Consider the following 26912-nt stretch of genomic DNA (forward strand, 5'->3'; position numbering starts at 1 on the left):
CGGTGCTACAGCCCCAGCGCCCGCGCCAGATAGGGGGCCGTGCGGGAATCCGGCGAGGCGGCCACCACCGAGGGCGGACCCGCGGCCGTGATCCGGCCGCCGTCCGTCCCGCCGCCCGGCCCCAGGTCGATGACCCAGTCCGCACCCGCCACCACCTCCATGTCGTGCTCCACGACCACCACCGAGTGCCCCGCGTCCACCAGCCCGTGCAACTGCCGCAGCAGCACCCGTACATCGGCCGGGTGCAGCCCCGTCGTCGGCTCGTCCAGCAGGTACAGGGTGTGGTCGCGGCGCAGCCGCTGGAGCTCCGTCGCCAGCTTGATGCGCTGCGCCTCCCCGCCCGACAGCTCCGTCGCCGGCTGTCCCAGCCGCAGGTAGCCCAGGCCGATGTCCTCCAGCGCCCGCAGGCTGCGCGCCGCCGCCGGGACCTCCGCGAAGAAGCCGGCCGCCGCCTCCACGGTCAGCCCCAGTACCTCCGCGACGTTCAGCCCCGCGTAACGCACCTCCAGCGTCTCGGCGTTGTACCGGGCGCCCGCGCAACTCGGGCACGGGGCGTACGTACTGGGCAGGAACAGCAGCTCCACCGAGACGAACCCCTCGCCCTGGCAGGTCTCGCAGCGCCCGCCCGGCACGTTGAAGGAGAACCGGCCCGCCTTCCAGCCGCGTGCCCGCGCCTCGGGGGCTGCCGTGAAGAGCCTGCGCACGACGTCGAACAGGCCCGTGTACGTGGCCAGGTTGGAGCGCGGGGTCCGCCCGATCGGCTTCTGGTCCACCTCCACCAGCCGCCGTACCGGGAAGTCCGCCCCGGCCTGCCGCCCGGCGACCTCGCCCGCCAGCACCTGCCCCACCAGCGTCGACTTCCCCGAACCGGACACCCCCGTCACCGCCGTGAACACCCCGAGCGGGAACTCCACGTCCACACCGCGCAGGTTGTGCCGGTCCACGCCCGACAGGCGGATCCGGCCGGTGGCCTCGCGCGGGGTCCGCTCCGGCCCGGGCGCGGACGGCGCGAACAGGTGCCGCGCCGTCGCCGACTCCGCGACGGCGGCCAGCTCCGCCGGAGGCCCGCTGTACAGCACCCGGCCGCCGTGCTCCCCGGCCCGCGGCCCCACGTCCACCACCCAGTCCGCGCGGCGCACCACGTCCAGGTGGTGCTCCACGACGAAGACGGTGTTCCCCGCCCGCTTCAGCCGCTCCAGTACGCCGAGCAGTGCCTCGGTGTCCGCCGGGTGCAGTCCCGCCGACGGCTCGTCCAGTACGTACACCACCCCGAACAGCCCCGACCGTAGCTGGGTGGCCAGCCGCAGCCGCTGGAGCTCGCCCGCCGACAGGCTCGGTGCGGTCCGGTCCAGGCTCAGGTAGCCGAGGCCGAGCTCCGCCACCGGCGCGATCCGCGCCCGCAGGTCCCCGGCCAGCACCCGCGCCGCCTCGTCCGCCAGGGGCGCGGCGGCCAGTACGCCGTCCAGGTCGTCCAGCGCCAGCGCCGCCAGCTCCGCGATCGTCCGGCCCGCGAACGTCACGGCCAGGGCCTCCGGCCGCAGCCTGCGTCCCTCGCACACCGGGCACGGGGCGTCGGTGAGGAACTTCTCGGCGCGCGCCCGCAGCGTGGCGCTCTTGGTGTCGGAGAAGGTCCGCATCACATAGCGGTGGGCGCTCATGTACGTGCCCTGGTAGGGCCGTTGGATCCGGTCGGCCTCCCGCACCGGGTGCACGGTGACCACCGGCTGCTCGTCGGTGAACAGGATCCACTCGCGGTCCTTCGCCGGCAGCTCCCGCCAGGGCCGGTCCACGTCGTGGCCGAGCACCTCCAGGATGTCGCGCAGGTTCTTGCCCTGCCAGGCGCCGGGCCACGCGGCGACGGCACCCTGACGGATCGACAGCTCCGGATCCGGCACGAGGAGATCCTCGCTGGTGCGGTGGATCCGGCCCAGGCCGTGGCAGGAAGGGCAGGCTCCCGCCGCCGTGTTGGGGGAGAAGGCGTCCGAGTCGAGCCGCCCGGCGCCCGGCGGGTAGGTGCCGGCCCGCGAGTACAGCATCCGCAGGGAGTTGGACAGCAGCGTCACCGTCCCCACCGAGGACCGCGAGCCCGGGGCGGAACGGCGCTGCTCCAGGGAGACCGCGGGCGGCAGCCCCGTCACCGAGTCCACCTTCGGTGCGCCGATCTGGTGGATCAGCCGCCGCGCGTAGGGGGCCACCGACTCGAAGTACCGCCGCTGCGCCTCGGCGTAGAGGGTGCCGAAGGCCAGGGAGCTCTTCCCGGAGCCGGAGACCCCGGTGAAGACGGTCAGGGTGTCGCGCGGGATGTCCACGTCCACCCCGCGCAGGTTGTGCTCCCGGGCACCGCGTACCCGTACGCAGGGATCGGGGGCGTCCGGCCGGCCGGGCTCGGCGGAGGTGTCGGGGGAGTGGCGCATTCGCCCTACTTTAGGCGCTGGACGGTTCCCGTGATCCTGGCCAGCCGGGTGAAGGAGTCCAGCAGGGCCGTGCGGTCGTGGGTGGACGTGGTGACCAGCAGCTCGTCCGCCCCGGTGGCCTCCGCCACCCCGGCCAGGGCGGCGGCCACCTGCGCCTCCGTACCGGCGATGTGCCCGGCGAGCCCGCCCTCGTACAGCTCCCGCTCCTTCGGGGTCATCTCCAGCGCCGCGACCTCCTCGGCCGGGAGCAGGGGAGGGAAGCTGCCCCGGGTCCGGGACCGGGCGAGGGCCCAGGCCTCCGGGAGCAGGATCCGCCGGGCGGCCTCCTCGGTCGCGGCGACCGCGACCGTCCCGGCGACCACTACGTACGGCTCCGCCGCCCACGGGGAGGGCCGGAACTCCTCGCGGTACCGGCGCACCGCCTCCCCGACCTTGGCGCGGGCGCGCAGGTCGCCGACCACCACCGGGAGCCCGGCTCGGGCGGCGATCCCCGTTCCCTCGCCGGTGGCCAGTACGAAGGGCGGGATCCGGAGTCCCTCGGCGGGGCGGGCGTGCACCTCGGGGTGGGCGCGCTGGGTGCCGTCGATCCACCCGAGCAGCTCGGCCAGCTGCTCCTCGAAGCGGTCGGCGTCGGCGGTGTCCCGGCCCAGGGCGCGGCGGATGCCGCCGGTGAAGCCGACGGAGCGGCCGAGGCCCATGTCGATCCGGCCGGGGAACAGGGCCTCCAGGACCCCGAACTGCTCCGCGACGACCAGGGGTTGGTGGTTGGGCAGCATCACCCCGCCGGTCCCGACCCGGATCCGCCGGGTGGCGGCGGCGACGGCGGCGGCCAGCACGGTGGGCGCGGAGCCGGCGACCCCGGGCACGCTGTGGTGCTCCGACACCCAGAAGCGGTGGTAGCCCAGCTCGTCCGCCGCGCGGGCCAGCTCCACGGTGTCGCGCAGGGCCTCGGGGGCGGTGTGCCCCTCGCGGGTGCGGGACCGGTCGAGTATCGAGACTTTTCGGATCACACCCGTCTCAACGCGCGGCGGCGGCGTTGATTCCCCGGCCTCCCCGGCCCGGTTGCGTTGCCGTCAGGTTGTCGTCGGGTTGTCGTACCGGCCGCCTAGGCTGCGGGCATGACACAGACCCCGTCCCGCCCTCCGCTGGCCGTCTTCGACATCGACAACACCCTCGCGGACACCGGTCACCGCCAGCACTTCCTGGAGGGCCGGCCCCGCGACTGGGCCGGCTTCTTCGGCGCGGCGCCGGCCGATCCGCCGCTCGCCCGGGGTGTGGCGCTGGCGGTGGAGAGCGCGGCCGACTGCGAGGTGGTGTACCTGACCGGCCGGCCCGAGCGCTGCCGGGCCGACACCGCCGACTGGCTGGCCCGGCACGGGCTGCCGGAGGGCCGGGTGTGGATGCGCGGCAACCAGGACCGGCGCCCGGCCCGGGTGACGAAGCTGGAGGTGCTCCGGCGCATCGCCCGGGGGCGCGAGGTGCGGGTGCTGGTCGACGACGACGAACTCGTCTGCGAGGCCGCCCGCGCGGCCGGCTTCCGGGTACTGCTGGCGGACTGGGCCGCGGACGCGCCGGAACTCCAGCAGGCGCAGGAGGGCGAGGGCCGCACCTGACGGTCCCGCCGGTGCCCGCCCGCACTGCCCGGGCCGTACGGGCTGGCACCGGCGTCCGGGCTGCCCGCCCCGCCCGTGACGCCCCGTTCCGCCCGTGACGCCCGCCCCGCCTGCGCTCCCGCCCCGCCCGTACGGCCCGATCGGCCCTCAGTCCTCGCCGTCGAGGCGGAAGCCCACCTTCAGCCCGACCTGGTAGTGCGCGACCTGCCCGTTCTCGATGTGTCCGCGCATCTGCGTGACCTCGAACCAGTCCAGGTTGCGCAGGGTCTGCCCCGCACGTGCGAGCCCGTTCCGGATGGCCTGATCGATGCCCTCGTGGGAGGTGCCGACGATCTCGGTCACCCGGTAGGTGTGGTTGGACATGGGGGTCTCCCGCCAGTCGTCGCTGTTGCCTTGTTCCACGGTGCCCCAGTAAGCCCCGGTCCGCGAGCTATGCGTGAACAATCCCGGGTGAAAGGGGGTTGACCCGCCCATTGGTCTATGCCAATTTCAAGCCATCTGAGATCCATCCCCAGAAGGTGACCCCCCGTGAAGATGCGCTTCCTCGCCGTGTGCACGGCCCTCGCGGCCGCGACCGCCCTGACCGGCTGCGGCCAGTCGGCGGGATCCGACGGAGGCTCCGGCAAGGTGACCCTGTGGCTGATGAAGGGCAGCGCCTCCGAGGACTTCATCGCGAAGTTCACCGCCGACTTCGAGGAGCAGCACCCCGGCACCGACCTGGACGTGAAGATCCAGGAGTGGAAGGGGATCGGCGACAAGGTCAACGCCGTCCTCAACGGCAAGGCCAAGGGCGGTGCCGACGTCATCGAGGTCGGCAACACCCAGGTCGCCCAGTACGTCGAGACCGGCGGCGTATCCGAGGTCACCCTCGAAGGCCTGCGCGAATGGGGAAGCAAGGACTGGCTCAAGGGCCTCTCCGACCCCGGAAGCGTCAACGGGGCCCAGTACGGCGTCCCGTGGTACGCCGCCAACCGGGTGGTGATCTACAACAAGGACCTGTTCGCCGCCGCCGGGATCAAGACCCCGCCCAGGAACCGCCAGGACTGGATCGCCGCCACCCAGAAGCTCGACAAGGGCGACCAGCAGGGCATCTACCTGCCCGGCCAGAACTGGTACGTCCTCGCCGGGTTCGTCTGGGACGAGGGCGGTGACCTCGCCGTCGAGACCGGCGGCCAGTGGGTCGGCGCCCTCGACGACGAGAAGGCCCTCGCCGGAATGGAGTTCTACAAGCAGCTCCAGGCCCTCGGTGACGGCCCCAAGGGCGGCGACGAGGAGACGCCCCCGCAGTCCGAGGTCTTCGCCCGCGGGCAGGTCGCCCAGATCATCGCCACGCCCGGCCAGGTCGCCCAGATCGAAGCCGCCAATCCTGCGCTCAAGGGCAAGCTCGGCTTCTTCCCCATCCCCGGCAAGACCTCCGACAAGGCGGGTTCCGTCTTCACCGGCGGATCCGACCTGATCATCCCCGAGAAGACCGCCCACCGGGATCGCGCCGTGGACGTGATCACCGCCCTGGTCAGCGAGAAGTGGCAGACCGAACTCGCCCGCACCATGAGCTACGTCCCCAACAAGACCACCCTCGCCCGCGTGGTCGAGGGCAACGACGGCGCCGCCGCCATGGCCCCCGGCGCCGCGCAGGGACGGGCCACCCCGAAGTCCGCGCGCTGGGCCGAGGTCGAGGCCACCAACCCGATCAAGCCGTACATGACGGCCGTGCTCGGCGGCCAGGACCCGCGCCAGGCGGCGAAGACCGCCTCCGACAGCATGAGCCGGGTCCTCAACTCCGACCGCTGACCCCGCGGCCGGGGAACGACGGAAGGGGAACCGCGGCCGGGGAACCCGCCGGCGCACCGACCGCCGAGTTCAGCCTCCGCACATCCGGGGGCCGCCGATCGGTCATGTCGAATCCAGCCGGTCACGGAAGAAGTAGAGGAGCCGGGCCCGCCGCCCGCGGACCCGGCTCCCCGTGCCCGGATCAGGAGCAGCCATGACCATCGCCCCCCTGTCCCCGTCCCCCCTCGCACACCCAGCCCCGGCCGCCGCCCCCACGGCCCCCGGGGCGCCCGCCGCCCCCCGGTACACCGTCCGCCTCGCCCGCGACGAGGACGAGGTCCGCGCCGCCCAGCGGCTGCGCCACCAGGTCTTCGCCGGCGAGCTCGGCGCCCGCCTCGACGGCCCCGAGCCCGGCCTGGACGCCGACGCCTTCGACGCGTACTGCGACCACCTCCTCGTCCTCGACGAGGAGACCGGGCAGGTCGTCGGCACCTACCGGCTGCTGCCCCCGGAGCGCGCCGCCGTCGCCGGACGTCTCTACTCCGAGGGCGAGTTCGACCTCTCCGCCCTCGCCCCGATCCGCCCCGACCTGGTCGAGGTCGGCCGCTCCTGCGTCCACCCCGACCACCGCAACGGCGCCGTCATCGCCCTGATCTGGGCCGGCCTGGCCCGCTACATGGAGCGCACCGGCCACAACTGGCTCGCCGGGTGCTGCTCGATACCGCTGTCCGACGGCGGGGTGCTGGCCGCCGCCACCCGCGAGACCGTCCTCGCCCGCAACCTCGCCCCGCAGGAGTACCGCGTCACCCCGCACCTGCCGTGGACCCCCGGGGGGACCACCGTCCCCGGCCGCATGGAACTGCCGCCGCTGCTGCGCGGCTACATCCGCCTCGGCGCCTGGGTGTGCGGGGAGCCCGCCTTCGACGCCGAGTTCGGCTGCGCCGACCTGTACGTGCTGCTCTCCCTGCGCCGGACCAACCCGCGCTACCTGAACCACTTCCTCTCGCTCGCCCCGGGCGCATGAGCGGCTGGCTCCCCGTCTCCCCCTGCACCCCCGAGGCCTGCGCCGGCCACCCGGGGGCGACCGCGAGCGCGGCCCGCGCGGTACTCCGGCTCGCCACCGCCCTCGCCCTGGTCCTGCTCGCCGTCCCGGCCGCCCCGCCGGTACGGCTGCTCCCCGCCCGGCCCCGGCGCGCCCTGGTCCGGGCCTGGTCCGCCGCGCTCGTGCGGTCGATGGGGATACGGATCACCGTGCACGGCACCCCGGGCCCGGACGGGGGCCGCCTGATCGTCGCCAACCACATCTCCTGGCTGGACGTCCCGCTCGTCGCCGCCGTCCTGCCCAGCCGGATGCTGGCCAAGAGCGAGATCGGCGCCTGGCCGGTGCTCGGCCCGCTCGCCGCCCGGGCGGGCACCCTCTTCATCGAGCGCGACCGGATCCGGGCCCTGCCCGGCACGGTCGAGACCCTCGCCGGGGCGATGCGGGCCGGGGACCGGGTCACCGTCTTCCCCGAGGGCTCCACCTGGTGCGGCCGCGCCCAGGGGCCCTTCCGGCGGGCCGCGTTCCAGTCGGCGCTGGACGCGCGGGTACCCGTACAGCCCCTGCGGATCGCGTACCGGCTGGCGGGCGGGGAGCTCGCAGGGGCGCCCGCCTTCGTCGGGGAGGACCCGCTGACCGCCTCCCTGTGGCGGATCGCCCGGGCGCGGGGAGTGCGGGCCGAGGTACGGCTGCTGCCGCGCATCCCGCCGGGCCGCCACACCGACCGCCGCGCGCTGGCGGGGGCGGCGCGGCGGGCCGTACTCGGCGCCCCCGGGCGGGAGCTGCCGCTGCCGGCGGGCGTACCCGCGCGGCAGCGGCCCGGCGGGGAGCCCGATCAGCCCTCGGCCACCGACAGGGACAGCGCGAAGCGGCCCGCCGCGTCCGTCCACCAGTGCGTCAGCTCCAGCCCGGCTCCGGCCAGCTCCTTGCGCACCCCGTCCTGACGGAACTTCGCGGAGATCTCCGTCAGGATGTCCTCGCCCGCCTCGAACGGCACCAGCAGGTCCAGCGCCCGGACCTTGACCGTCACCGCCTCCCTGGCCCGCAGGCGCATCTCGATCCACTCGTGCTCCCGGTTCCACACCGCCACGTGGTCGAAGCCGGCGGTGTGGAAGTCCGCGCCGAGCTCCCGGTCGATCACCGCCAGCACGTTCTTGTTGAACTCCGCCGTGATCCCCCGCGCGTCGTCGTACGCCGCCACCAGCACGGCCTCGTCCTTCACCAGGTCGGTGCCGAGCAGCAGCGCGTCCCCGGGCGACAGCATCGCCCGTACGGACGCCAGGAACACCGCCCGCTCCGCCGGCAGCAGATTGCCGATCGTGCCGCCCAGGAACACCACCAGCCGGGGCCCCTCGGAGTCCGGCAGGTGCAGCGGCTTCGTGAAGTCGGCCAGCAGCGCGTGCACCCGCAGGCCCGGATGCTGCGCCGGGAGCAGCTCGCCCGCGCCGGTCAGGGCGCTCTCGCTCACGTCCACCGGTACGTACGTCCGCAGCGCGGGCATCGCCTCGATCAGGTGCCGGGTCTTCTCCGAGGATCCGGAGCCCAGCTCCACGAGGGTGCGCGCCCCGCTCACCGCAGCGATCTCCCCGGCCCGCTCCAGCAGGATCTCCCGCTCGGCGCGGGTCGGGTAGTACTCCGGCAACCGGGTGATCTCCTCGAAGAGTTCACTGCCCCGGGCGTCGTAGAACCACTTCGGCGGCAGCTCCTTCGGGAAGCGGGTCAGTCCGTTCAGGACGTCGACGCGCAGCGCCTTGTCGGCGGCGTTCTCGTCCAGGGTCCGGGTCAACTGGAAATCGCTCACGGGGAGGTCTCCTTGAGGGGGGTCAGGGCGACCCGCGTGCGGGTGGCGGTCAGCAGGGTCCGGTCGGGCACCTCGCACCAGCGGGCGTCGTCGTCATGGGGCTCGGACGCCACCACCACGCGCCCCGCCGCCGGGTCGGCCAGGTACCAGAGGGAGTCGCCCCAGGCGGTCGCCGCGATCGTGGCGCCGTCGGTCAGCAGCAGGTTCAGCCGGGAGCCCGGGGCCGCCCCGGACAGCTCGCGGACCGGCTCCGCCAGGGCGGTGCCCATGTCGTCGCCCTCCCGCAGCCGGCGCAGCACCAGCGCCCAGACCAGCGCCGAATCCGTGCGCGCCGCCAGCTGGAGCAGCTCGCTCGGAGGCAGGGCGGCGGCGAGCGGGCCCGCCGCGTCGGGCCAGTCCCGTACGGCCCCGTTGTGGCTGAACAGCCAGGGCCCCGAGGCGAAGGGCGCCGCCGCGGCCTCCCCGTCGGCCCCCGGCCGGGTGGCGTCGCGTACGGCGGCCAGGAACGCGCCGCTGCGCACCACGCGGGTGAGGTCGGCGAAGGTCAGGTCGCCCCAGACCGGCCCGGCGCGCCGGTAGCGGGCCGGGACCGGATCGCCCTCGGCGTACCAGCCGACGCCGAAGCCGTCCGCGTTGACGGTGCCGAACCGCTGGCGGCGCGGCTGCCAGGACTGGCGGACCAGGGAGTGCTCGGGCTCGCTCAGCAGCCGTTCCAGCGCCACGGCCGGCCCCAGGTAGGCGAGGTGGCGGCACATCAGACGTCCCTCGCGGTGCGGAAGCCGGAGAAGATCTGCCGCCGCACCGGCAGGTCCCAGTTGCGGAAGGTGCCCCGGCAGGCGACCGGGTCCACGGCGAAGGAACCGCCGCGCAGCACCTTGTGCGCCGGTCCGAAGAACACCTCCGAGTACTCCCGGTAGGGGAAGGCGCGGAAGCCCGGGTAGGGCAGGAAGTCCGAGGCCGTCCACTCCCACACGTCGCCGATCAGCTGGCGCACCCCGAGCGGGGAGGCCCCGGCCGGGTAGCCGCCCGCCGGGGACGGGCGCAGGTGGCGCTGGCCCAGATTGGCGTGCGAGGGGGTCGGGTCGGTGTCGCCCCAGGGGTAGCGGCGGGAGCGGCCGGAGGCCGGGTCGTGGCGGGCGGCCTTCTCCCACTCCGCCTCGGTGGGCAGCCGGCGGCCCGCCCAGCGGGCGTACGCGTCGGCCTCGTACCAGCTGACATGCAGAACCGGTTCTGCATCGGGTACGGGCTCGGTCACCCCGAAGCGGCGGCGGAGCCACTGGCCGCCCTCGCGGTGCCAGAACAGCGGGGCCCCGATGTCGTGGGCCCGGACCTGCTCCCAGCCCCCGGGGTCCCACCAGCGGGGCTCCCGGTAGCCGCCGTCCGCGATGAAGGCCTGATAGGCGGCGTTGGTCACCGGGACCGTGTCGATCCAGAAGGACGCCACCTCCCTGACGTGCGCGGGCCGTTCGTTGTCCAGCGCCCACGGCTCGGTGGAGGTGCCCATGGTGAACGGGCCGCCCGGGACGAGGACTTCGGCCGCCGGAGGCTGCGGGCCCTGCGGCGGATCCGGGTCGGGGGCGGCCAGCACCGCGGCGCCGGCCCGTAGCTGATGGGTGATCAGCATCGTTTCGTCGTGCTGCTGTTCGTGCTGGGCGATCATCCCGAACACGAAGCCCCCGTCGAGCAGCGCCGTACCCTCCAGCGGAGTGCGCTCCAGCAGGGTGAAGACGCGGCCGCGCACCTCGGCCGCGTACCGGCGGGCTTCCTCCGGGCCCAGCAGGGGCAGCTTGGGCCGTTCGGAGCGGGGATGCTCGAAGGCGTCGTACAGGGAGTTGATCTCCGGGCGCATGGACTCCCGGCCGGCCACCCGGCCCAGCAGCCACAGCTCCTCCTGGTTCCCGATGTGCGCGAGGTCCCAGACCAGCGGTGACATCAGGGGGGAGTGCTGCGCGGTCAGCTCCTGGTCGCTCACCGCGTCGGTCAGGGCGGCGGTACGGGCCCTGGCGGCGGTCAGGGCCGCCGCGGCGCGCTCGCGCAGCAGCTCGGGGTGGATCTCGGGGCGGGTCTCGGCGGTCACGGGCGCGGTCCCTTCGCGGCGGTCGGCCGGCGCCGGTGTGCTCCCGAGCCGGGTCCGGCACCGGCTGTGGCATGGGCCTTGACGGCTCCGGCTCCGTTCGTGGCGGCTTCGGCTTCGGCTTCGGCTTCGGCGTCGTCGGCCGGGCAGCGCCCGCGCCGTACGTAGCGCTCCGCGAAGGCGCCCACCGCGTCCTGGACCTCCCTGCCCGCCCCGAGCCGGGGCAGCGCCTCGCCCGCCGCCCGGAAGCACGCGGTGGCGGCCGTGCGCAGCTCCGGATGGGCGAGCCCCGACCGGGCGGCGGTCCGCCACAGGGGGTTGCGCGGCGCGCACTGGGATCCGTACGCGTCGGCCAGCGCCTTCACCGCCCGGTACGCGGTCTCGGAGGCCTCGGGGTCGTCGAAGAGCGCGTGCACGAGCGCGACCGGGACCAGCCAGCCGTCCTCGCCCGGCTGCGCGTCGATCATCCGCAGCTCCAGGTGGCCGCGCGGCCGGACGGGCGGGAAGAGGGTGGTGAGGTGGTACTCCAGGTCCTCGGCGGTGGGCCGCCGTCCGGCGCCCGTACGCGGCCCCGTGCGCAGCCAGTCGCGGAAGCTCAGCCCGGTCGGCACCGTCCAGGGGCCGTCGCCGGGCGCGCGTACGCACATCACCTCGGCGTCCAGGGCGTGCCGGACCCAGCCGGCCCGGGGCTCGGCCGCCAGCGGCGGGGCGAGCGCGCGCCGCGGGTCGATGTCGCTCCAGATCCCCTGCCGGGCGCACCGCCAGCCCCGGTAGGGGCCTTCGCGGCCGGGGGAGTTGGCGAAGGCCGCCACCAGTACGGCGCCCAGCAGGTGGGCGAGGTGCCAGCGGCGGCCGTGGCCGAGCGGGCCGGGCTCCTCGTGGCCGGCGTCCACGCAGACCTGTACGGAGGCGGAGGAGCGCATCATGGCGCGCCCTGCGGGGCCGGTGCGGTCGAAGTAGGCCTCCATCGCGTCGTAGCGCGGGCTGGCCAGCAGGCGGTCGAGCGGTGCCCGGGGGTCCTGGCCGAGGCCGCGCAGGACGAGGCCCTGTCCGTGCAGGGCGCCGCGGACGGCGGTGAGGTCGGCCCGCAGGCCGTCCAGGCAGGCGGTGAGGGAGTCGGCGGGGGCCGAGCTGAGCTCCAGCTGGCCGCCGGGCTCGACGGTGAGCCGGGAGTTCAGGGGCAGTTCGCGGGCGGCCGCGTGAGCGGCGGTCAGCCTCTCGGGGGGCAGCCGCAGCCAGGGCCGCTCGGCGTCCAGGACGAGCCATTCGAGCTCGGCGCCGAGGAGGCGGGGCGGTCCGGTCTTGAAGCAGATGCCGTGGACGAGGTCCTCGGCGGCCGCCTCGGTCAGAGGGGTGTGCTCGGTGTTCTGGGCGAATGGAACGGGCGAGTCCTCGGGCATGACCGGAACCTCGTCTCCTGTCGTCGGCCGTGATGTCACCCGTGCCCTACCCCTCATCGGAGCGCTAATTCCTTTGCCGTCCCGGCTCCCGGGGCCGAGGATTCCGGCGTGAGCAGCAGATTGCGCGAGATCGCGCGGGAGAACGCACTGATCGCGGCATCCGGGGAGTACCGGACGCGGTCCGGGCGGCGGGTGTCCCTCGCCGCCGACCTGGCGGGAGCCAAGGCCGGAACCAGAATATATGGACCAAAACGAGTCATACCGGACGGAGAGTCCGTCGGGGGAGGCCGTCCAACGGTCTTCGAGGTCACCGGCGAGAGCAGCACGGTCGCGGCGCGCCGCCTCGCGGGGGAGGGCGGGGAGGGGGGCGTGGCGGTCCTGAACTTCGCCTCGGCCCGCAATCCCGGGGGCGGGTACGTCCGCGGGGCCAAGGCCCAGGAGGAGGCCCTGTGCCGCGCCTCGGCCCTGTACGAGACCCTGTTGGAGGCCCCGGAGTACTACGAGGTCCACCGCGCGGGAAAGAGCACCTTCTACACCGACCGGGTGATTCACTCCCCGGGCGTGCCGGTTTTCCGCGACGACCGGGGCGAACTGCTGGACACCCCGTTCCGGGCCGCGTTCCTCACCTCCCCGGCCCCGAACGCGGGCACCATCCGCCGTCAGGAGCCGGAGCGCGCGCACGAGATCCCGGCCGCGCTGGCCCGCCGGGCCGGGCTGGTCCTGGAGGTGGCCGCCCTGCACGGGTACCGGCGGCTGGTGCTGGGCGCATGGGGGTGCGGGGTGTTCCGCAACGACCCGGCACAGGTGGCGGAGGCCTTCCGGGCGGCCCTGACCGGCCGCTTCGCGGGGACCTTCGAGCGGGTCGTGTTCGGCGTCCTGGACCGCGACCCCCGTACCCGCGAGGCCTTCGCCGCGGCCTTCGACGGCTGCTGACCGGCGCGGCCCCGGGCGCGCGGGTCAGCGTACGACCTTGATCCCGAAGGGGGTCCCGAAGCCCAGGGCGAAGCCGATCGCGCTGTGCAGGTGGGCGTACATCTCCATGCCGCGGGCGGACACGAGCGGGCCGAGGTCGAGGACATCGCTCCACCCGTAGGCCTCCAGCAGCTCGGTGACCCGCCGCTTCGCGTCGGCGTCCGCGCCGGCGACGAACATCGTGTGGTCCCCGCCGTTGACGCGGCCCGGGCCCACCACGGTCTCCTGCTCCTGGGTGACGAAGGACTTGACGACCTTCGTGCGGGGAAGGGCGCGCTGGATCTGTTCGCCGAGGCTGTCGGTGTCGCACGGGTCGAACTTCGGCATCACACCCCACGGGGTGGGCCAGGGGTGCTCGCTCTCGTGCTGGTACACGAACGGCACGGCGTAGTCGACCAGGGTCTTGCCCGCCAGCTGGTCCGCGATCGCGGACAGCGCGGCGACGGCGTTGTGCCCGTCGATCCCGTTGACGACCAGCTCGTCGGCGGCGGCCGCGGCCTCGCCGAAGGACAGCAGGGTGACGCCGGGGTGCTCGGCGAGGAACTTCGGGTAGGGCGCGTTGCCCATCATGTCGGGTTCGGTGCGGGCCATGGTGGCCCCGACGTCACGGGTCCCGACGTACACCTCGTGCCCGAGCTCCAGCAGCCTGGCGGTGTGGGCGCGGGCGCCGCCGCCGGTTCCGAGAACAGCGATCTTCATGGGGTTCCTACCGTTTCGTTCCGTTCGGGGAACTCCAAGGTAGGGGCATTTCAGGACAGGAGGTGTCCTTTGACCGCGGCACAGTGGACCCCATGACAAGTGACATGACCGTACGGATGCTCCGGCTGCTCTCCCTGCTGCAGACCCGGCGGGAATGGCCCGGCACCGACCTGGCGGACCGGCTGGAGGTCACCGTCCGCACCGTCCGCCGCGACATCGACCGCCTGCGGCAGCTGGGCTACCCCGTCGACAGCACCCGCGGCCACGCCGGCGGCTACCGCCTGGCCGCCGGCGCCGACCTGCCGCCGCTGCTCCTGGACGACGAGGAGGCCGTCGCCGTCACGGTCGCCCTGCGCACCGCCGCGGGCAGCCTCACCGGCATGGAGGAGACCGCCCTGCGTGCACTGGCCAAACTGGAACAGGTCCTCCCGCGCCGGCTGCGCGGCCGGGTGGGCGCCCTCCAGTCCTCACTGGCCGGCATCACCTGGCAGGACCGCGGACCCCGCGTCGATCCCGCCCTGCTGACCACCCTCGCCGTCGCCTGCCGCGACCACGAGGTCCTCACCTTCGGCTACACCGCCCGCCAGGGGCCCGCCGCCGCGCACCGCAGGGTCGAGCCCTGCCACCTGGTGGCCTCCGGCGGCCTCTGGTACCTCCTGGCCCACGACACGGGCAAGGACGACTGGCGCCTCTTCCGCCTCGACCGCATCACCGGTCCCACCGCCACGGGCCGTCGCGTCCCGCCGCGCGAGGTGCCGGGCGGCGACCCGGCCGCATTCGTCGCGCAGCGCCTGACGGCGGCCCCGACCCGCCACCGGGCCGTCGCGACCGTCGACGCCCCGGCAGCACGCCTGCGCCACCTGGGCACGCGCGTCCGGCCGGTCACCGCCACCACCTGCCGCGTCGACGCCTCCGACGACTTCCTGCCCCGCATCGCCGGCACCCTGGCGGGCCTGGACGCGGACTACGTCCTGGACGCCGACCCGGCGGTCCTCGCCCACCTCCGGGCGGCGGCGCACCGCATGCTGGCAGCGGCGGGCTGAGCGCTCACTGCCAGCCGTAGAGGTCGCGCAGGCGGTCCACCACCAGGCGGAAGCGGGGCAGGTCCAGCGCGCAGGCCTCCCGGCGCATGCCCGACTCGTGGACCCGCAGCACCCGGTCCACGTCCACCCAGGACTCACGGCCCGCGCCGTCCCAGGGGCCCGAGCCGATCGGCACCCACTCCCGGTCGTCGTCGTGCCGCTTGCTGGACAGCTGGACGGCGAGCAGCGTCGCCCCGCCCGCCTCGCGCGCGACCACCAGCACCGGACGGTCCTTGCCCCGCCCGTCGTTCTCCTCGAAGGGGACCCAGGTCCACACGATCTCGCCGGGGTCCGGATCCCCGTCCGGGTCGGGGGCGTACTCGGTGCGGACCGGGCCGATGGCGCGGGGATCGGCCTCGGTGGTGGCGGTGAGGCCGTCCCGGCCGGGCTGCTCGACGTGGCTGCTGCCGTTGCCGTGGTGCGAAAGTGCCGTCATGCGGGCGAGGTTAGTGGGTGCCGCGACGGCCGCCGGCCACGAGCGGCGCGCGCCGTTGCGTACGGGTTGACGCGGGGCCCGGCGGACCCGGGCGAGGAAGGGGTCAGCCCGAACCGCCGCCCGCCCGGCCGCCACTCCTCGAACCCGCCCACGCGGACCCGTACCCCCGGGCGCGCGCCATGTCGACCTGCTCCGGACCGTTCACGCCCACGAGTCCGCCCTCTGCGACCCGGCCGATCCGACCGGCGCCGCCGGCCCGCCGTGAGCAGAGGCGGACCGGCCGCGCGGGCGGTCGAGCGCCGCCGCCCCCCCCAACGGAGGAGCCGGGAACTCCTCCCGCCCCTCGGGCGTCTCACCTGTCGAGAGAACGATCACGGAGCGTGCGGGGGTAGCGGTATGGCGATCACACTGGCGGAGGAGATCGTGCTGCTCTCGCTGGACGACGAGTCCGGCTCGGCGCAGCAGCGGCAGGCGGCCGGCTGGGCCGTCGCCGGCGGGTTCCTGCTCGAACTGGTCCTGGCCGAACGGGTCTCCGTCGACGGCGAGGCGATCGTCGTGACGGACCCGGCCCCGACCGGGGAACCGCTGCTCGACGGCCGCGCGGAGCTGATAGGCACCTGGCTGCGGGGGCGGGGGCGGCACCGTGCGACGGACTGGCTGACGAGGGACCAGCCCAAGGCCGTCACCGCGGCCGTGGAACGCCTCTGCGAGCGCGGGGTGATCGTGGAGGAGAAGCGCAAGGTGCTCGGGATGTTCCCGGCGCGCCGCTACCCGGAAGCGGACGGCACGGTCGAGCGCGAGCTGCGCGCCCGCCTGGCCGCCGTCGTGCTGGACGGCGCGGAACCGGACACCCGGACGGCCGGCCTCATCGCCCTGATTCACTCCGCCAAACTGCACGGCCTGGCCTTCCCCGACGGCCCGCGCAAGGAGGTGGCCGCGCGGATGGCGGAGATAGCCGACGGCCAGTGGGCGGCCGAGAGCGTCCGCACCGCGATCCGCGACACGCAGGCGGCGATGACCGCGGTCACCGTGGTGACGACGACCACGATCCTCATCTGAGGTCCGTCTCCCCGCATGCACGCCATGGACGCCGCCGTACTCGACCACCGGACCCGCACGCACCGGGACTGCATACCGCCCGACCTCGTCGAGCGGCTCCTCGACCTCGGCCACGCCGACGTCGTGCGCGCGCAGGCCCTCGCGGAGGACGGCGACTGGTTCTGCGCCCGGGCCTGGGCGCGCCGGCTGGCCGGGCAGGGCCGCACGGACGACGCCCTCGCCGTACTGGCCCCCTACACCGCGACGGGCTGGTTCACCGCGGCGGCGGAGACCGCCCGGCTGCTCGACGCGGCGGGCCGGGGCGAGGAGGCCATCGGCCTGCTGCGCCCCTTCGCCCGGGACGGGGAAGGGTCCGCGCTGCAGGAGCTGGCGCCGCTGCTGGCCCGTCACGGCCGGGCCGAGGAGGCGTACGCACTGCTCGTGCCGCACATCGCGCAGTGGTACCTGGCCGAAGCGCTCGCCGACGTGGCCCTCGCCCTGGGCCGGGGCGACCAGGTCGCGGAGCTGCTGGCCGCCCGGATCGCGCCCGACCGCCCGTGCGGGCGGTGCGGCAGCGCCGAGTGCGCCGGGCGCGGCCCCGAGCCGTTCAACGCGGTGAACCTCATCGCGTCCGTCCGCGAACGGCAGGGCCGTACGCAGGAAGCGCTCTCGGTGCTGTACGCGTACGGCGCGACCCCGGTCAACAACCGGGACCCGCTCGCCGAACTCCTCGTGAAGCACGGCCGGATCGACGAACTCCGCGCCTACGCGGCCGACGGCGGCCACCCGCCGGCGGTCCGCCGGCTGGCGGAGCACCTGGAGGAGCAGGGGGACGTGGCGGGCGCGGTCGAGGCCTACCGGCCGCACGCCGGGCAGGACCTCGGGCACGCCCGGATCCTCCTGGCACGCCTCCTCGCCCGCCACGGCCGGGGCGGCGAGGCCATCGAGGTGATGCGGGCGCGCGAAACCCACGACGACTACGCCCTCGACCTGCTGTGCGGGCTGTTCGCCGCCGAGGGCCGGGCCGAGGAGGGCCTCGCCCACCTGGACGCCCTCAAGTCCCGGCGGGGCGAGGAGGAATGGGAGCTGTTCCGGCTGCGGGGCCCGCTGCTGGCGGCCTGCGGACGGCTGGACGAGGCGGCCGAGCAGGCCCGCGCACACCCCGAGGGCGCGAGCTGGTACGCGGTGGAGGAACTGGCCCGCCTCCTGGCCGACTCCGGCCGCCCGGAGGAAGCCGTCGCCCTCCTGGAGACGGACCGCGCACAACACCGCGGGACCCTGGGCCCCTTCCTGGTGGAACTGGGCCGCGTCGAGGAGGCCGTAAGCCTCCTGCGCACCCCGCTCCCCGAAGTCCCCCCGCCCGCCCCCTGGGGCTACAGCGACTGCCCGCCCTTCTAGTGCCGTGCACGGAAAGGTCCACCGGGTCGCGGCGCCCGGCACGGCACCTCGCCGCGTTGTCGGACCGCGCACGTACGTCCAGTACGAGCCGCGGCCCTCCGCCTTGCGATGCACCGCACCGGACACCGCGACCCGGCAAACCTTCCCGGCCACAGCACTAGGGCCTGTCCGGCGGATCAGGGCCGGAGCCGTCCAACAGGTCAGCGGACGCCGCGGATCGGGCGTACCGCCAGTGCGCCCGCCACCGCCAGTACGGCGGCGACGACGAACAGCGCGGTGTAGCCGCCGCTCACCGAGACGACCACGGAGGCGACGAAGGGGGCGACGATCTGCGGACCGGCGTTCGCGATGTTGAGCACGCCCATGTCCCGCGCCGCGTCCTGCGCCGCCGGCAGGACCATCGTCACCAGCGCCGTGTCCACGGCCATGTAGCAGCCGAACGCCAGCCCGTTGACCACGGAGAACGCCAGCATCGCGGTCCAGCTCGCCGACACGGCCGGGATGACCAGCGCGAGCGCCGACAGCAGGGCCGAGGCCCCCACGAACAGCTTGCGCCGGTCGAGCCGGTCCGACAGCCAGCCGCCCGCCACCGTGGAGACGACCATCGCGACGCTCGTCAGCGGCATCAGCACGGCCACCGCCGCCTCCGGCTCCATCCCCTCCGGCAGCACGGTGTGGTCCTGGAGGATGTACAGCTGGTACCCGCTCACCGCGAAGTAGCCGAGCACGAGCAGCGCCCGCCCGATGAACGCCCAGCGGAAGTCGTGGTCGCGCAGGGCGCCCGCGAAAGCCGCGAGCTGGGCCCGGACGGGCAGCGGAGCACGCGCCGGCAGCCGCTGCTCACGGGTGCAGGCGGTGAACAGCACCGCCGCGCCCGCCACGATCGCGCCGAAAACGAGGTATCCGGTGCGGAAGTCGTCGGAGAACGCCGCCCCGGCCAGCGCACCCAGCACCGAGCCGAAGGGCAGGCCGAGCCCGACCGCAGCGGACGCCTTGCCGCGGGCACTCACCGGTACCCGGTCGGGGACGACGGAGGTGATGGCGGCCTGGTAGACGTTCATCACGGCCTGACCGAGGCACCAGGCGATGGTGATCAGCAGGATCGTGTCGGCCAGGCCCAGCAGCAGCATCGCCGGCACCGCGGCGAGCCCGCCGCCGAGGATCCACGGGTTGCGCCGTCCGGTGCGGTCGGACAGGGCGCCCGCGACGGGGTTGAACACCGTCGCGAAGACCGCGGAAACCCCCGCGATCAGGCCGAAGTTGGCGACCTTGTCGGCCGGGTCGACGCGCTCCACCTGGAGCGCGAGCAGGATGCCGGCGACGCCGACGTAGAGGGCGTACATCGCGGTGTTGCCGAGGAGCAGCAGCGGCAGCAGCCCGCGGCCGGGGGAAGGTCCGTCGGAAGTGGCGGCGGCGGTGCCGGTGGCGTGGGAGGAAAGAGCCATGGTGCCCTCCTGGGCAGGGGTGGAGGGGTGCGCGCCGCCCCGTCGCGGGTGGCGGGGTGCGACGGGGTGCGAGGGGGCGGCGGCACGTCTGGGAGGGGCCGGCGGAGAGGGAGTTACACGTGTCACTGAAACGTGTAAGCACTATGTAGCATCCGTTTCCGGCCAACCGCTAGCCCCCGTGCGCAATCGGTCTGGAAAGATGCCCGGGCCATGTCTGACTCACCGAACCCGCCGGGCCGCCGCACACCGCCCGCCCCGCCCGCCGCGGCACCCGTGCCGACCAGCGCCGACGTCGCCCGCCTGGCGGGCGTCTCCCGCGCGACCGTCTCGTACGTCCTGAACAACGCGGAAGCCGTACGCATCAGCGAGCCGACGCGGCGAAGGGTCCGCGAGGCCGCCGAGGAACTGGGCTACGTACCGCACGCCGCCGCCCGCAGCCTGCGCGCCGGGCACACCCGCATCGTGCTGCTGCCCACCTCGCACGTGCCGGCCGGGCCGCTCTACAGCAACTTCCTCAACGAACTCCAATGGGCCCTGCGCCGCCTGGACTACACCGTGGTCCAGTACGGCAGCCTCGGCCTCAGCGGCGACGAGGCCGCCCGCGCCTGGGCCGAACTGCGGCCCGTGGCGGTGATCTCCCTCGGGGAGCCCGCCCTGTCCCCGCAGAACGTCGTCACCCTCAAACGGGCCGGAGCGCGCGCGGTGATCACGATGGGCCCGGACACGGTCCCGGGCGCGCACGCGCTCGTGATGGACCAGGCGGAGGTGGGCGCCCGGGCCGCGACGCACCTCGTGGAACGCGGCCGCCGCCGGATCGGCGTGGTCGTGCCGCAGGAGGACGGCCTGGAACTGTTCTCCGCACCCAGACTGGCGGGCGCCGAGTCGGTGGCGGGCGCGGAACTGGTACGGGCACTGCCGATGGCCTACACGGAGGAGTCGGCGGCGGCGCTGGCCGCGCGGTGGGGGGAGCTGGGGCTGGACGGGGTGTTCGCGTACAACGACGAGTACGCGATGCTGCTGATGCGGGCCCTGCAGGACGCGGGCCTGCGGATCCCCCGGGACGCGGCCGTGATCGGCGCGGACGACCTGCTCATCGGGCGGCTGCTGCGGCCCAGGCTGAGCACAGTGCGGATCGAGATGCCGACGGGGGAGCGGTTGGCGGGGCTGGTGGACGCGGCGGTGCGGGATCCTTCGGAGATCACGGAGCGGCATGACCTGATGGCGGCCGTCGCGGTGCCCCGCGATTCCACGCCGCCGCCTTCTTGACGCGCTCCGTCCGGCGGGTGCGGGGCCGGTGGGCCGCTGCGCGGGGCCGAGTCCCCTACCCGCCCTTCGCCCGTTCCCCGGGGCTCCGCCCCGGACCCCCTGGGGCTCCGCCCCGGACCCCGCGCCTCAAACGCCGGCGAGGCTGGATTCTCGCCGGCCGGGGCTGGGTTTTCGCGGGCCATGTGCCGGCCGGGGGCGGGGACGGGGTGGGGTGTCGTCCGGGACTAAGACGAGATGAATTCGGCGCGCGGTACCGCTCACCAACCGGATCCGGCACAGGCGCCGAACATCGAAGCCCGTCCCGGACGACACCCCACCCCGGCACCGCCCCCGGCCCCCGCAGCCACCCGCCCGCCAGGGCAACGGCACCGCCGCCGACCCCGCAGCACGCACCCCACACCCCCGCCCGGCAGGGCCCGCGCGGCCATCCCACCTGCACCCGGCCCAGCCAGGGCAAGGGCAGCCATCCCCCCCCCACACACCCCGCCCGGCCAGCGCAAGGGCAGCCATCCCACCCGCACCCGGCCCGGCCAGGGCAAGGGCAGCCATCCCACCCGCACCCGGCCCGGCCAGGGCAAGGGCAGCCATCCCACCCGCACCCCGCCCGGCCAGGGCAAGGGCAAGGGCCACCGTTGACACACCCCGACACCTCGGCGGAGACTGCGGGCGCGCCCCACCGGGCGTGCCCGGGGGTGGGTCCCGGTGCCGACGCCGGCACCCGGTCCGCCGCCGACCGTACGGAGCCGCCCAGGAGAGCCCCCATGAGCATCCGCACCGTCCGCGACGTCTACGTCGTCGACGCCGTCCGCACCCCGATCGGCAAGTTCGGCGGAGCCCTCGCCGGGGTCCGCCCCGACGACCTCGCCGCCCACGTCGTGCGTGCTCTCGTGGACCGTACGCCCGACCTCGACCCCGCCCGCATCGACGACGTCGTCTTCGGTGACGCCAACGGCGCCGGCGAGGACAACCGCGACGTCGCCCGCATGGCGGTGCTGCTCGCCGGCCTGCCCGTCACCGTCCCCGGCGTGACCGTCAACCGCCTCTGCGGTTCGGGCCTGGAGGCCGTGATCCAGGCGGCCCGCGCGATCGCGCTCGGCGACGCCTCCGTCGCCATCGCCGGCGGCGTCGAGTCGATGTCCCGCGCCCCCTGGGTGGTGCAGAAGCCCGAGCGCGCCTTCCCCGCCGGGCACCAGCAGATGTGGTCCACCACGCTCGGCTGGCGGATGACCAACCCCCGGATGCCCGCCGAGTGGACGGCCTCCCTCGGCGAGGGCGCCGAGCTCGTCGCCGAGAAGCACGGCATCACCCGTGAGGCGCAGGACGCGTTCGCCCTGGAGAGCCACCGCAAGGCCGCGGCCGCCTGGGCGGAGGGCCTGTACGACGGCGAGGTCGTCCCCTACCCCGGAGCGGATCTGGCCCGCGACGAGTGCATCCGCGAGGGCTCCACCGCCGAGGCACTGGCCCGCCTCAAGCCGGCCTTCCGGACGGACGGTTCGGGTACGGTCACGGCCGCCAACGCCTCCCCGCTCAACGACGGCGCCGCCGCCCTGCTGCTCACCGACGAGGAGGGCCTGGCCGCGACGGGCCGCGAGCCGCTCGCCCGGATCAGTGCCTCCGCCGCCACCGGCATCGAGCCGCAGCTGTTCGGCCTCGGCCCGGTCGATGCCGTCCAGCGGGCGCTCGCCAAGGCGGGCCGCGACCTCTCCGACCTGACCGCCTTCGAGCTCAACGAGGCCTTCGCCGCGCAGGCGCTGGGCTGTCTCGCGGCCTGGCCGCAGCTGGACCCGTCCGTGGTCAACCCGCGCGGCGGCGCCATCGCCATTGGCCACCCGCTCGGCGCCTCCGGTGCCCGGCTGGCGGGCTCGGTGGCGCACCAGCTGGCGGCGGCCGGCTCCGGCACCGGCATGGCGGCGCTGTGCATCGGCGTGGGCCAGGGCATCGCCCTGGTCCTCGAACGGTAGACACCACCGCCACCCGCCACCCGCCACCCGGCACCCGCCACCCGGCACCCGCCACCCCACAGGACCCCGTCGATCGTTTCCGGTCACGGGGTCCCGCCAACTGCCCAATAACCGAACAGAGATGACGCCCCCGGTCTGGCACGATGGCGCCTGCTGCCGCCCCCCGCCCCGCCCGCCCACCCCCACCCGGAGGCCCCGCGCCATGCCGCTGCTCGATCCGACACTCTGGCAGGACGGACCCACCCTCACCGGCGGTACCGCCCCGGTCGTCGAACCCGCGACCGGCCGTACCCTCGCCACCGTAGACCTCGCCGCCCCCGCCGACGTCGCGGAGGCGGCCGTACGGGCCCGGGCCGCGCAGCACGACTGGGCGCGCGCCACCCACCTGGAGCGGGCGGCCGTACTGCGCCGCGCCGGGGACCTGTTCGCGGCCCACGCGGAAGAGCTGCGCGAGTGGCTGGTCCGGGAGTCGGGCTCCATACCCGGCAAGGCCGACTTCGAACTCCACGTCGCCGCCCAGGAGTGCTACGAGGCCGCCGCGCTCGCCTCCCGTCCGGCCGGGCAGGTGCTGCAGAGCGAGGCGCCCCGGCTCTCCTTCACCCGCCGCGTCCCGGTCGGGGTGGTCGGGGTGGTCGCACCGTTCAACGCCCCGCTGATCCTCTCCATCCGCTCCGTCGCCCCCGCGCTCGCACTCGGCAACGCCGTCCTGCTCAAGCCGGACCGCCGGACCGCCGTCAGCGGCGGCCTCTCCCTGGCCGCCGTGTTCGCCGCGGCCGGACTGCCGGCCGGGCTGCTGCACGTACTGCCCGGCGGGGCCGGGACGGGCGCCGCGGTGGTCAAGGACCCGCTCGTACGCGTGGTCTCCTTCACCGGCTCCACCGCCGCCGGCCGGACCGTCGGTGAGCTGGCGGGCCGTCACCTCAAGCGCGCGCACCTGGAGTTGGGCGGCAACTCGGCGCTCGTCGTCCTCGCCGACGCCGACGTCGAGGCGGCCGTCGCGCAGGCCTCCTGGGGCTCTTTCTTCCACCAGGGCCAGATCTGCATGACCGCCGGGCGCCACCTCGTGCACACCTCGCTCTACGACGAGTACGTGGAGCGGCTCGCCGCCCGCGCCGAGGCACTGGCCGTCGGCGACCCCTTCCGCGAGCGCGTCCACCTGGGCCCGCTGCTCGACCGGACCCAGCTGGAGCGGGTCCACGGGCTGGTCGAGGCCAGCGTCGAGCAGGGCGCCAAGCTCGTCGCGGGCGGCACCCACCGGGACCTCTTCTACCGGCCGACGGTGCTGGCGGGCGTGACCGACGACACCCCCGCCTACGCCGAGGAGGTCTTCGGCCCGGTGGCGCCCGTACGCTCCTTCGCGACCGAGGACGAGGCGGTGGAGCTGGCCTCGGCGGGCCCGTACGGACTCTCCCTGGGCATCGTCACCGCCGACGCGGGGCACGGCCTGGAGCTGGCGCGGCGCATCCCGACCGGGATCGCGCACGTCAACGACCAGACGGTGAACGACGAGGCGGTGGCCCCCTTCGGCGGGGTCGGCGCCTCCGGCACGGGCGCCCGGTTCGGCGGGGAGGCCAACCTCGACGCCTTCACCGAACTGCGCTGGACCACCGCCCGCACCACCCCGCCCGGCCACCCCTTCTAGGGGTTCCCGAGCGGACGCGGAATGCGGCGGGGCGGCCGTTCGTTCCCTCAGGACACCCGCAATACAGGAGGTCTGGAAACCGTGGCTACTGTCGAGCTCACCAAGGAGAACTTCGACGAGACGGTCAGCGAGAACCCGTTCGTGCTGATCGACTTCTGGGCCGGCTGGTGCCGCCCGTGCCTCCAGTTCGCGCCGGTCTACGAGAAGGCGGCCGAGGCCAACCCCGACCTGGTCTTCGCCAAGGTGGACACCGAGGCCCAGCAGGAGCTGGCCGCGGCCTTCCAGATCACCTCGATCCCCACGCTGATGATCGTCCGTGACCAGGTCGCCGTCTTCGCGCAGCCCGGAGCGCTGCCGGAGGCCGCCCTCACCGACCTCATCGGGCAGGCCCGCGCCCTCGACATGGACGAGGTCCGGGCGAAGATCGCCGCCTCCCAGTCCGGGGAGGGCGCCCCCGGCACGCCGGAGGCCTGAGATTGCCGGACGCGGCCCGGGCGGTGCGGTGACACTGGACCGCATGACCGAAGCCGTGGAGTACGACGTCGTGGTGCTCGGCGGGGGCCCGGCCGGCGAGAACATCGTCGACCGGACCCGCGCCGCCGGGCTGAGCACGGCCCTGGTGGAGAGCGAGCTCGTCGGCGGGGAGTGCTCGTACTGGGCCTGCGTCCCCAGCAAGGCCCTGCTGCGCCCGGCCCTCGCCCGCGCCGACGCCCGCCGGGTGCCGGGGCTCGCGGACTCCGTCCGGGGGCCGCTCGACGCGGAAGCGGTCTTCGCGCACCGCGACTACTGGACGGGCCACTGGAAGGACGACGGCCAGCTCGACTGGCTCGACTCGATCGGAGCCCACCTCTACCGGGGCCACGGCCGCCTCTACGGCATCCGCAAGGTGGCCGTGACCAGCCCCGAGGGCGTGCACCACGTGCTCTCGGCCCGGTACGCCGTCGTCGTCGCCACCGGCAGCCGGGCCGTGCTCCCGGACCTGCCCGGCCTCGCCGGGTCCGGGGCTTGGACCAGCCGCGAGGCCACCTCCGCCCGGGAGGTGCCCGGGCGGCTGCTGATCGTCGGCGGCTCCGTGGTGGCCGCCGAGATGGCCACCGCCTGGCAGGCCCTCGGCTCGCGGGTCACCGTGCTGGTGCGCGGCTCCGGGCTGCTGCCCCGGATGGAGCCCTTCGCCGGGGAGCTGGTCGCCGAAGCCCTGACCGAGGCCGGCGCGGTCGTCCGTACCGGGGTGGCGGTGGAGGCGGTCGTACGGGACGGCCCGGCCGGCCCGGTCACGGTGGTCCTGGAGGGCGGGGAGCTACTGGAGGGCGACGAGCTGCTGATGGCGACCGGCCGCGCGCCCCGTACCGAGGACATCGGGCTGGACACGGTGGGGCTGACTCCCGGGGACTGGATCGGGGTCGACGAGAGCTGCCGGGTCGACGGCCACGACTGGCTGTACGCGGTCGGGGACGTCAACCACCGGGCGCTCCTCACCCACCAGGGCAAGTACCAGGCCCGTATCGCGGGCGCCGCCATCGTCGCCCGGGCCGCCGGACCGGGCGCCCCGGCCCCGGACACCGGCCGCTGGGGCGCGCACGCGGCGACCGCCGACACCGAAGCCCTCCCGCAGGCCGTCTTCACCGACCCGGAGGCGGCGGCGGTCGGCCTCACCCTCGCCGGGGCGGAGCGGGCCGGCCACCGGGTCCGCGCCGTCGACTACGACCTCGGGAAGGTCTCCGGCGCGGGCCTGTACGCCGACGGCTACCGGGGCCGGGCCCGCATGGTCGTGGACCTCGACCGGCAGGTGCTGCTGGGCGCCACCTTCGTGGGCCCGGGCGCCGCCGAGCTGCTGCACGCGGCGACCGTCGCCGTGGCGGGGGAGGTCCCGATCGACCGGCTGTGGCACGCGGTCCCCGCCTTCCCCACCATCAGCGAGGTCTGGCTTCGGCTCCTGGAGGCCTACCGGGGTTAGGGGGTGTCCTGCGGGCGCCCCCAGCCCCCCACCCCCCACCCCCCAGCCCCCACCCCCCCCGGGCGGTCGGCGCCACTTCGCTGACAACCCCTAACCCCCGCCCTCCCCGCGCCCGGCGGCCGCCTCGGCGAGCACGGCCACGACCTCCTCGTCCGAGGTCTGCGAGAAGTCCCGGTACCACTCGCCGACCGCGCGGAACGCGGGCGGCGACGACAGGCACACCACCTCGTCCGCCACCCCGCGCAGCCGGAATACCGACTCCGGCGGCGCCACCGGAACGGCCAGCACCACCCTGGCCGCGCCCGACGCGCGGGCGATCTCGCAGGCGGCCGCGGCCGTAGCGCCCGTGGCGATCCCGTCGTCGACCACGATCACGGTCCGGCCGCCGAGCGGTACGCGCGCCCGCCCCTCGCGGAACCGGTGCGCCCGGCGCTCCAGCTCCGCCTCCTCGTCGCGCTCGACCTCGGCCAGCTCCCGCTCCGAGGCGCGGCTGCGGCGGGCCACGTCCTCGTTGAGGACCCGTACCCCGCCTTCGCCGATGGCGCCGAAGGCCAGCTCGCGGTGGTGCGGCACGCCGAGCTTGCGGACCACGATCACGTCGAGGGCGGCGCCCAGCGCCCGCGCCACCTCGAAGGCCACGGGCACCCCGCCGCGCGGCAGCCCCAGCACGACGGGGTCCTCGCCCCGCAGGTGACGCAGCGCGTCCGCGAGACGCCGTCCCGCGTCCGCACGGTCGGTGAAGATCACAGCGGCTCACCCCGTTCCGGGCGTCCCCTTCGAACGAACCCCATCCCGGGTCCTTCCGCAACCGGAGCCGGACCGGGCCCGGCGGGGCGGGCGGGCCCGCACCCGCCGGTGATCACGTCGGATAGGTTGAACGCACCCCACCCGGCGGCACGGTGGCCGAT

The 26912-nt window shown here is 75.0% G+C and carries 23 protein-coding genes and 1 pseudogene; 13 read left to right on the forward strand and 11 right to left on the reverse strand.

Annotated features, from left to right (window positions below; all coding sequences use genetic code 11):
• Window positions 1–5: 5 nt before the first annotated feature.
• Together ACZ518_RS32070 and ACZ518_RS32075 are read right to left on the reverse strand one after the other, a co-directional pair.
• On the reverse strand, window positions 6–2414 hold the full coding sequence (locus ACZ518_RS32070) for an excinuclease ABC subunit UvrA (RefSeq protein WP_469116531.1): 2409 nt from the start codon (window positions 2412–2414) through the stop codon (window positions 6–8).
• A 5-nt stretch (window positions 2415–2419) separates the two neighbouring features.
• The gene (locus ACZ518_RS32075) at window positions 2420–3424 is read right to left on the reverse strand and encodes an MsnO8 family LLM class oxidoreductase (RefSeq protein ID WP_469116532.1); all 1005 of its coding nucleotides are present in this window, start codon (window positions 3422–3424) and stop codon (window positions 2420–2422) included.
• Window positions 3425–3532: 108 nt separating this feature from the next.
• Here ACZ518_RS32075 and ACZ518_RS32080 point away from each other — a divergent pair, with 108 nt between their 5' ends.
• On the forward strand, window positions 3533–4027 hold the full coding sequence (locus ACZ518_RS32080) for a phosphatase domain-containing protein (RefSeq protein ID WP_469116533.1): 495 nt from the start codon (window positions 3533–3535) through the stop codon (window positions 4025–4027).
• A gap of 147 nt (window positions 4028–4174) precedes the next feature.
• On the opposite strand, the gene ACZ518_RS32085 is transcribed toward ACZ518_RS32080, so the two are convergent.
• Window positions 4175–4390, reverse strand: coding sequence for a dodecin (locus ACZ518_RS32085; protein WP_469116578.1), 216 nt, complete (start codon window positions 4388–4390; stop codon window positions 4175–4177).
• A 165-nt stretch (window positions 4391–4555) separates the two neighbouring features.
• Between ACZ518_RS32085 and ACZ518_RS32090 the strand changes: the two genes are divergently transcribed.
• From ACZ518_RS32090 to ACZ518_RS32100, 3 genes are all read left to right on the forward strand, one after another.
• Window positions 4556–5818, forward strand: coding sequence for an extracellular solute-binding protein (locus ACZ518_RS32090; protein WP_469116534.1), 1263 nt, complete (start codon window positions 4556–4558; stop codon window positions 5816–5818).
• A gap of 193 nt (window positions 5819–6011) precedes the next feature.
• Complete coding sequence (locus ACZ518_RS32095; protein ID WP_469116535.1) at window positions 6012–6821, forward strand: GNAT family N-acetyltransferase; 810 nt, start codon at window positions 6012–6014, stop codon at window positions 6819–6821.
• On the forward strand, window positions 6818–7780 hold the full coding sequence (locus ACZ518_RS32100; RefSeq protein WP_469116536.1) for a lysophospholipid acyltransferase family protein: 963 nt from the start codon (window positions 6818–6820) through the stop codon (window positions 7778–7780). Before ACZ518_RS32095 ends, ACZ518_RS32100 begins: the two co-directional genes overlap by 4 nt.
• Here the strand turns inward: ACZ518_RS32100 and egtD are convergent.
• From egtD to egtA, 4 genes are read right to left on the reverse strand one after another with little or no spacing between them, the layout of a single operon-like run.
• Window positions 7672–8637, reverse strand: a complete 966-nt coding sequence (gene egtD, locus ACZ518_RS32105; RefSeq protein WP_469116537.1) for an L-histidine N(alpha)-methyltransferase — start codon at window positions 8635–8637, stop codon at window positions 7672–7674. The genes ACZ518_RS32100 and egtD overlap by 109 nt on opposite strands.
• Window positions 8634–9392, reverse strand: coding sequence for an ergothioneine biosynthesis protein EgtC (gene egtC, locus ACZ518_RS32110; RefSeq protein WP_469116538.1), 759 nt, complete (start codon window positions 9390–9392; stop codon window positions 8634–8636). Before egtC ends, egtD begins: the two co-directional genes overlap by 4 nt.
• Window positions 9392–10714, reverse strand: coding sequence for an ergothioneine biosynthesis protein EgtB (gene egtB / locus ACZ518_RS32115; protein WP_469116539.1), 1323 nt, complete (start codon window positions 10712–10714; stop codon window positions 9392–9394). The genes egtC and egtB overlap by 1 nt, the downstream gene beginning before the upstream one ends.
• Window positions 10711–12111 carry an ergothioneine biosynthesis glutamate--cysteine ligase EgtA gene (gene egtA / locus ACZ518_RS32120; RefSeq protein WP_469116540.1) on the reverse strand — a complete coding sequence of 467 codons (1401 nt, stop codon included), beginning with the start codon at window positions 12109–12111 and terminating at the stop codon, window positions 10711–10713. Before egtA ends, egtB begins: the two co-directional genes overlap by 4 nt.
• A 108-nt stretch (window positions 12112–12219) precedes the next feature.
• On the opposite strand from egtA, the gene ACZ518_RS32125 reads away from it, so the two are divergent.
• Window positions 12220–13044, forward strand: coding sequence for a TIGR02452 family protein (locus ACZ518_RS32125; protein ID WP_469116541.1), 825 nt, complete (start codon window positions 12220–12222; stop codon window positions 13042–13044).
• Between the two features lie 24 nt (window positions 13045–13068).
• On the opposite strand, the gene ACZ518_RS32130 is transcribed toward ACZ518_RS32125, so the two are convergent.
• On the reverse strand, window positions 13069–13782 hold the full coding sequence (locus ACZ518_RS32130; RefSeq protein ID WP_469116542.1) for an NADPH-dependent F420 reductase: 714 nt from the start codon (window positions 13780–13782) through the stop codon (window positions 13069–13071).
• A gap of 92 nt (window positions 13783–13874) precedes the next feature.
• Between ACZ518_RS32130 and ACZ518_RS32135 the strand changes: the two genes are divergently transcribed.
• The gene (locus tag ACZ518_RS32135; protein ID WP_469116543.1) at window positions 13875–14825 is read left to right on the forward strand and encodes a helix-turn-helix transcriptional regulator; all 951 of its coding nucleotides are present in this window, start codon (window positions 13875–13877) and stop codon (window positions 14823–14825) included.
• A 4-nt stretch (window positions 14826–14829) separates the two neighbouring features.
• Here the strand turns inward: ACZ518_RS32135 and ACZ518_RS32140 are convergent, their stop codons facing one another.
• Window positions 14830–15300, reverse strand: a complete 471-nt coding sequence (locus ACZ518_RS32140) for a type II toxin-antitoxin system PemK/MazF family toxin (protein WP_469116544.1) — start codon at window positions 15298–15300, stop codon at window positions 14830–14832.
• 396 nt (window positions 15301–15696) lie between these two features.
• Between ACZ518_RS32140 and ACZ518_RS32145 the strand changes: the two genes are divergently transcribed.
• Both ACZ518_RS32145 and ACZ518_RS32150 read left to right on the forward strand, forming a co-directional pair.
• Window positions 15697–16359: a GOLPH3/VPS74 family protein gene (locus ACZ518_RS32145; protein WP_469116545.1), complete on the forward strand. Its 663-nt coding sequence runs from the start codon at window positions 15697–15699 to the stop codon at window positions 16357–16359.
• A gap of 15 nt (window positions 16360–16374) precedes the next feature.
• Complete coding sequence (locus tag ACZ518_RS32150; RefSeq protein WP_469116546.1) at window positions 16375–17736, forward strand: tetratricopeptide repeat protein; 1362 nt, start codon at window positions 16375–16377, stop codon at window positions 17734–17736.
• 200 nt (window positions 17737–17936) lie between these two features.
• On the opposite strand, the gene ACZ518_RS32155 is transcribed toward ACZ518_RS32150, so the two are convergent.
• Window positions 17937–19181 carry an MFS transporter gene (locus tag ACZ518_RS32155; protein ID WP_469116547.1) on the reverse strand — a complete coding sequence of 415 codons (1245 nt, stop codon included), beginning with the start codon at window positions 19179–19181 and terminating at the stop codon, window positions 17937–17939.
• Window positions 19182–19391: 210 nt separating this feature from the next.
• Here ACZ518_RS32155 and ACZ518_RS32160 point away from each other — a divergent pair, with 210 nt between their 5' ends.
• The 5 genes from ACZ518_RS32160 to ACZ518_RS32180 all read left to right on the forward strand — a co-directional run bounded on the left by ACZ518_RS32160 (window position 19392) and on the right by ACZ518_RS32180 (window position 26004).
• Window positions 19392–20447 carry a LacI family DNA-binding transcriptional regulator gene (locus ACZ518_RS32160; protein ID WP_469116548.1) on the forward strand — a complete coding sequence of 352 codons (1056 nt, stop codon included), beginning with the start codon at window positions 19392–19394 and terminating at the stop codon, window positions 20445–20447.
• 761 nt (window positions 20448–21208) lie between these two features.
• On the forward strand, window positions 21209–22408 hold the full coding sequence (locus ACZ518_RS32165) for a thiolase family protein (protein WP_469116549.1): 1200 nt from the start codon (window positions 21209–21211) through the stop codon (window positions 22406–22408).
• Between the two features lie 202 nt (window positions 22409–22610).
• Entirely contained in the window at window positions 22611–24050 is a 1440-nt protein-coding gene (locus tag ACZ518_RS32170) for an aldehyde dehydrogenase family protein (RefSeq protein ID WP_469116550.1), read from the forward strand.
• An 81-nt stretch (window positions 24051–24131) separates the two neighbouring features.
• The gene (locus ACZ518_RS32175; protein ID WP_469116551.1) at window positions 24132–24524 is read left to right on the forward strand and encodes a thioredoxin family protein; all 393 of its coding nucleotides are present in this window, start codon (window positions 24132–24134) and stop codon (window positions 24522–24524) included.
• Between the two features lie 43 nt (window positions 24525–24567).
• Window positions 24568–26004, forward strand: a complete 1437-nt coding sequence (locus ACZ518_RS32180) for a dihydrolipoyl dehydrogenase family protein (RefSeq protein WP_469116552.1) — start codon at window positions 24568–24570, stop codon at window positions 26002–26004.
• 114 nt (window positions 26005–26118) lie between these two features.
• Here ACZ518_RS32180 and ACZ518_RS32185 read toward each other — a convergent pair.
• Window positions 26119–26751: pseudogene (locus ACZ518_RS32185) on the reverse strand (phosphoribosyltransferase); the annotation flags it as partial.
• Between the last annotated feature and the right edge of the window lie 161 nt (window positions 26752–26912).

The sequence above is a fragment of the Streptomyces sp. NPDC033966 genome (assembly GCF_055575955.1).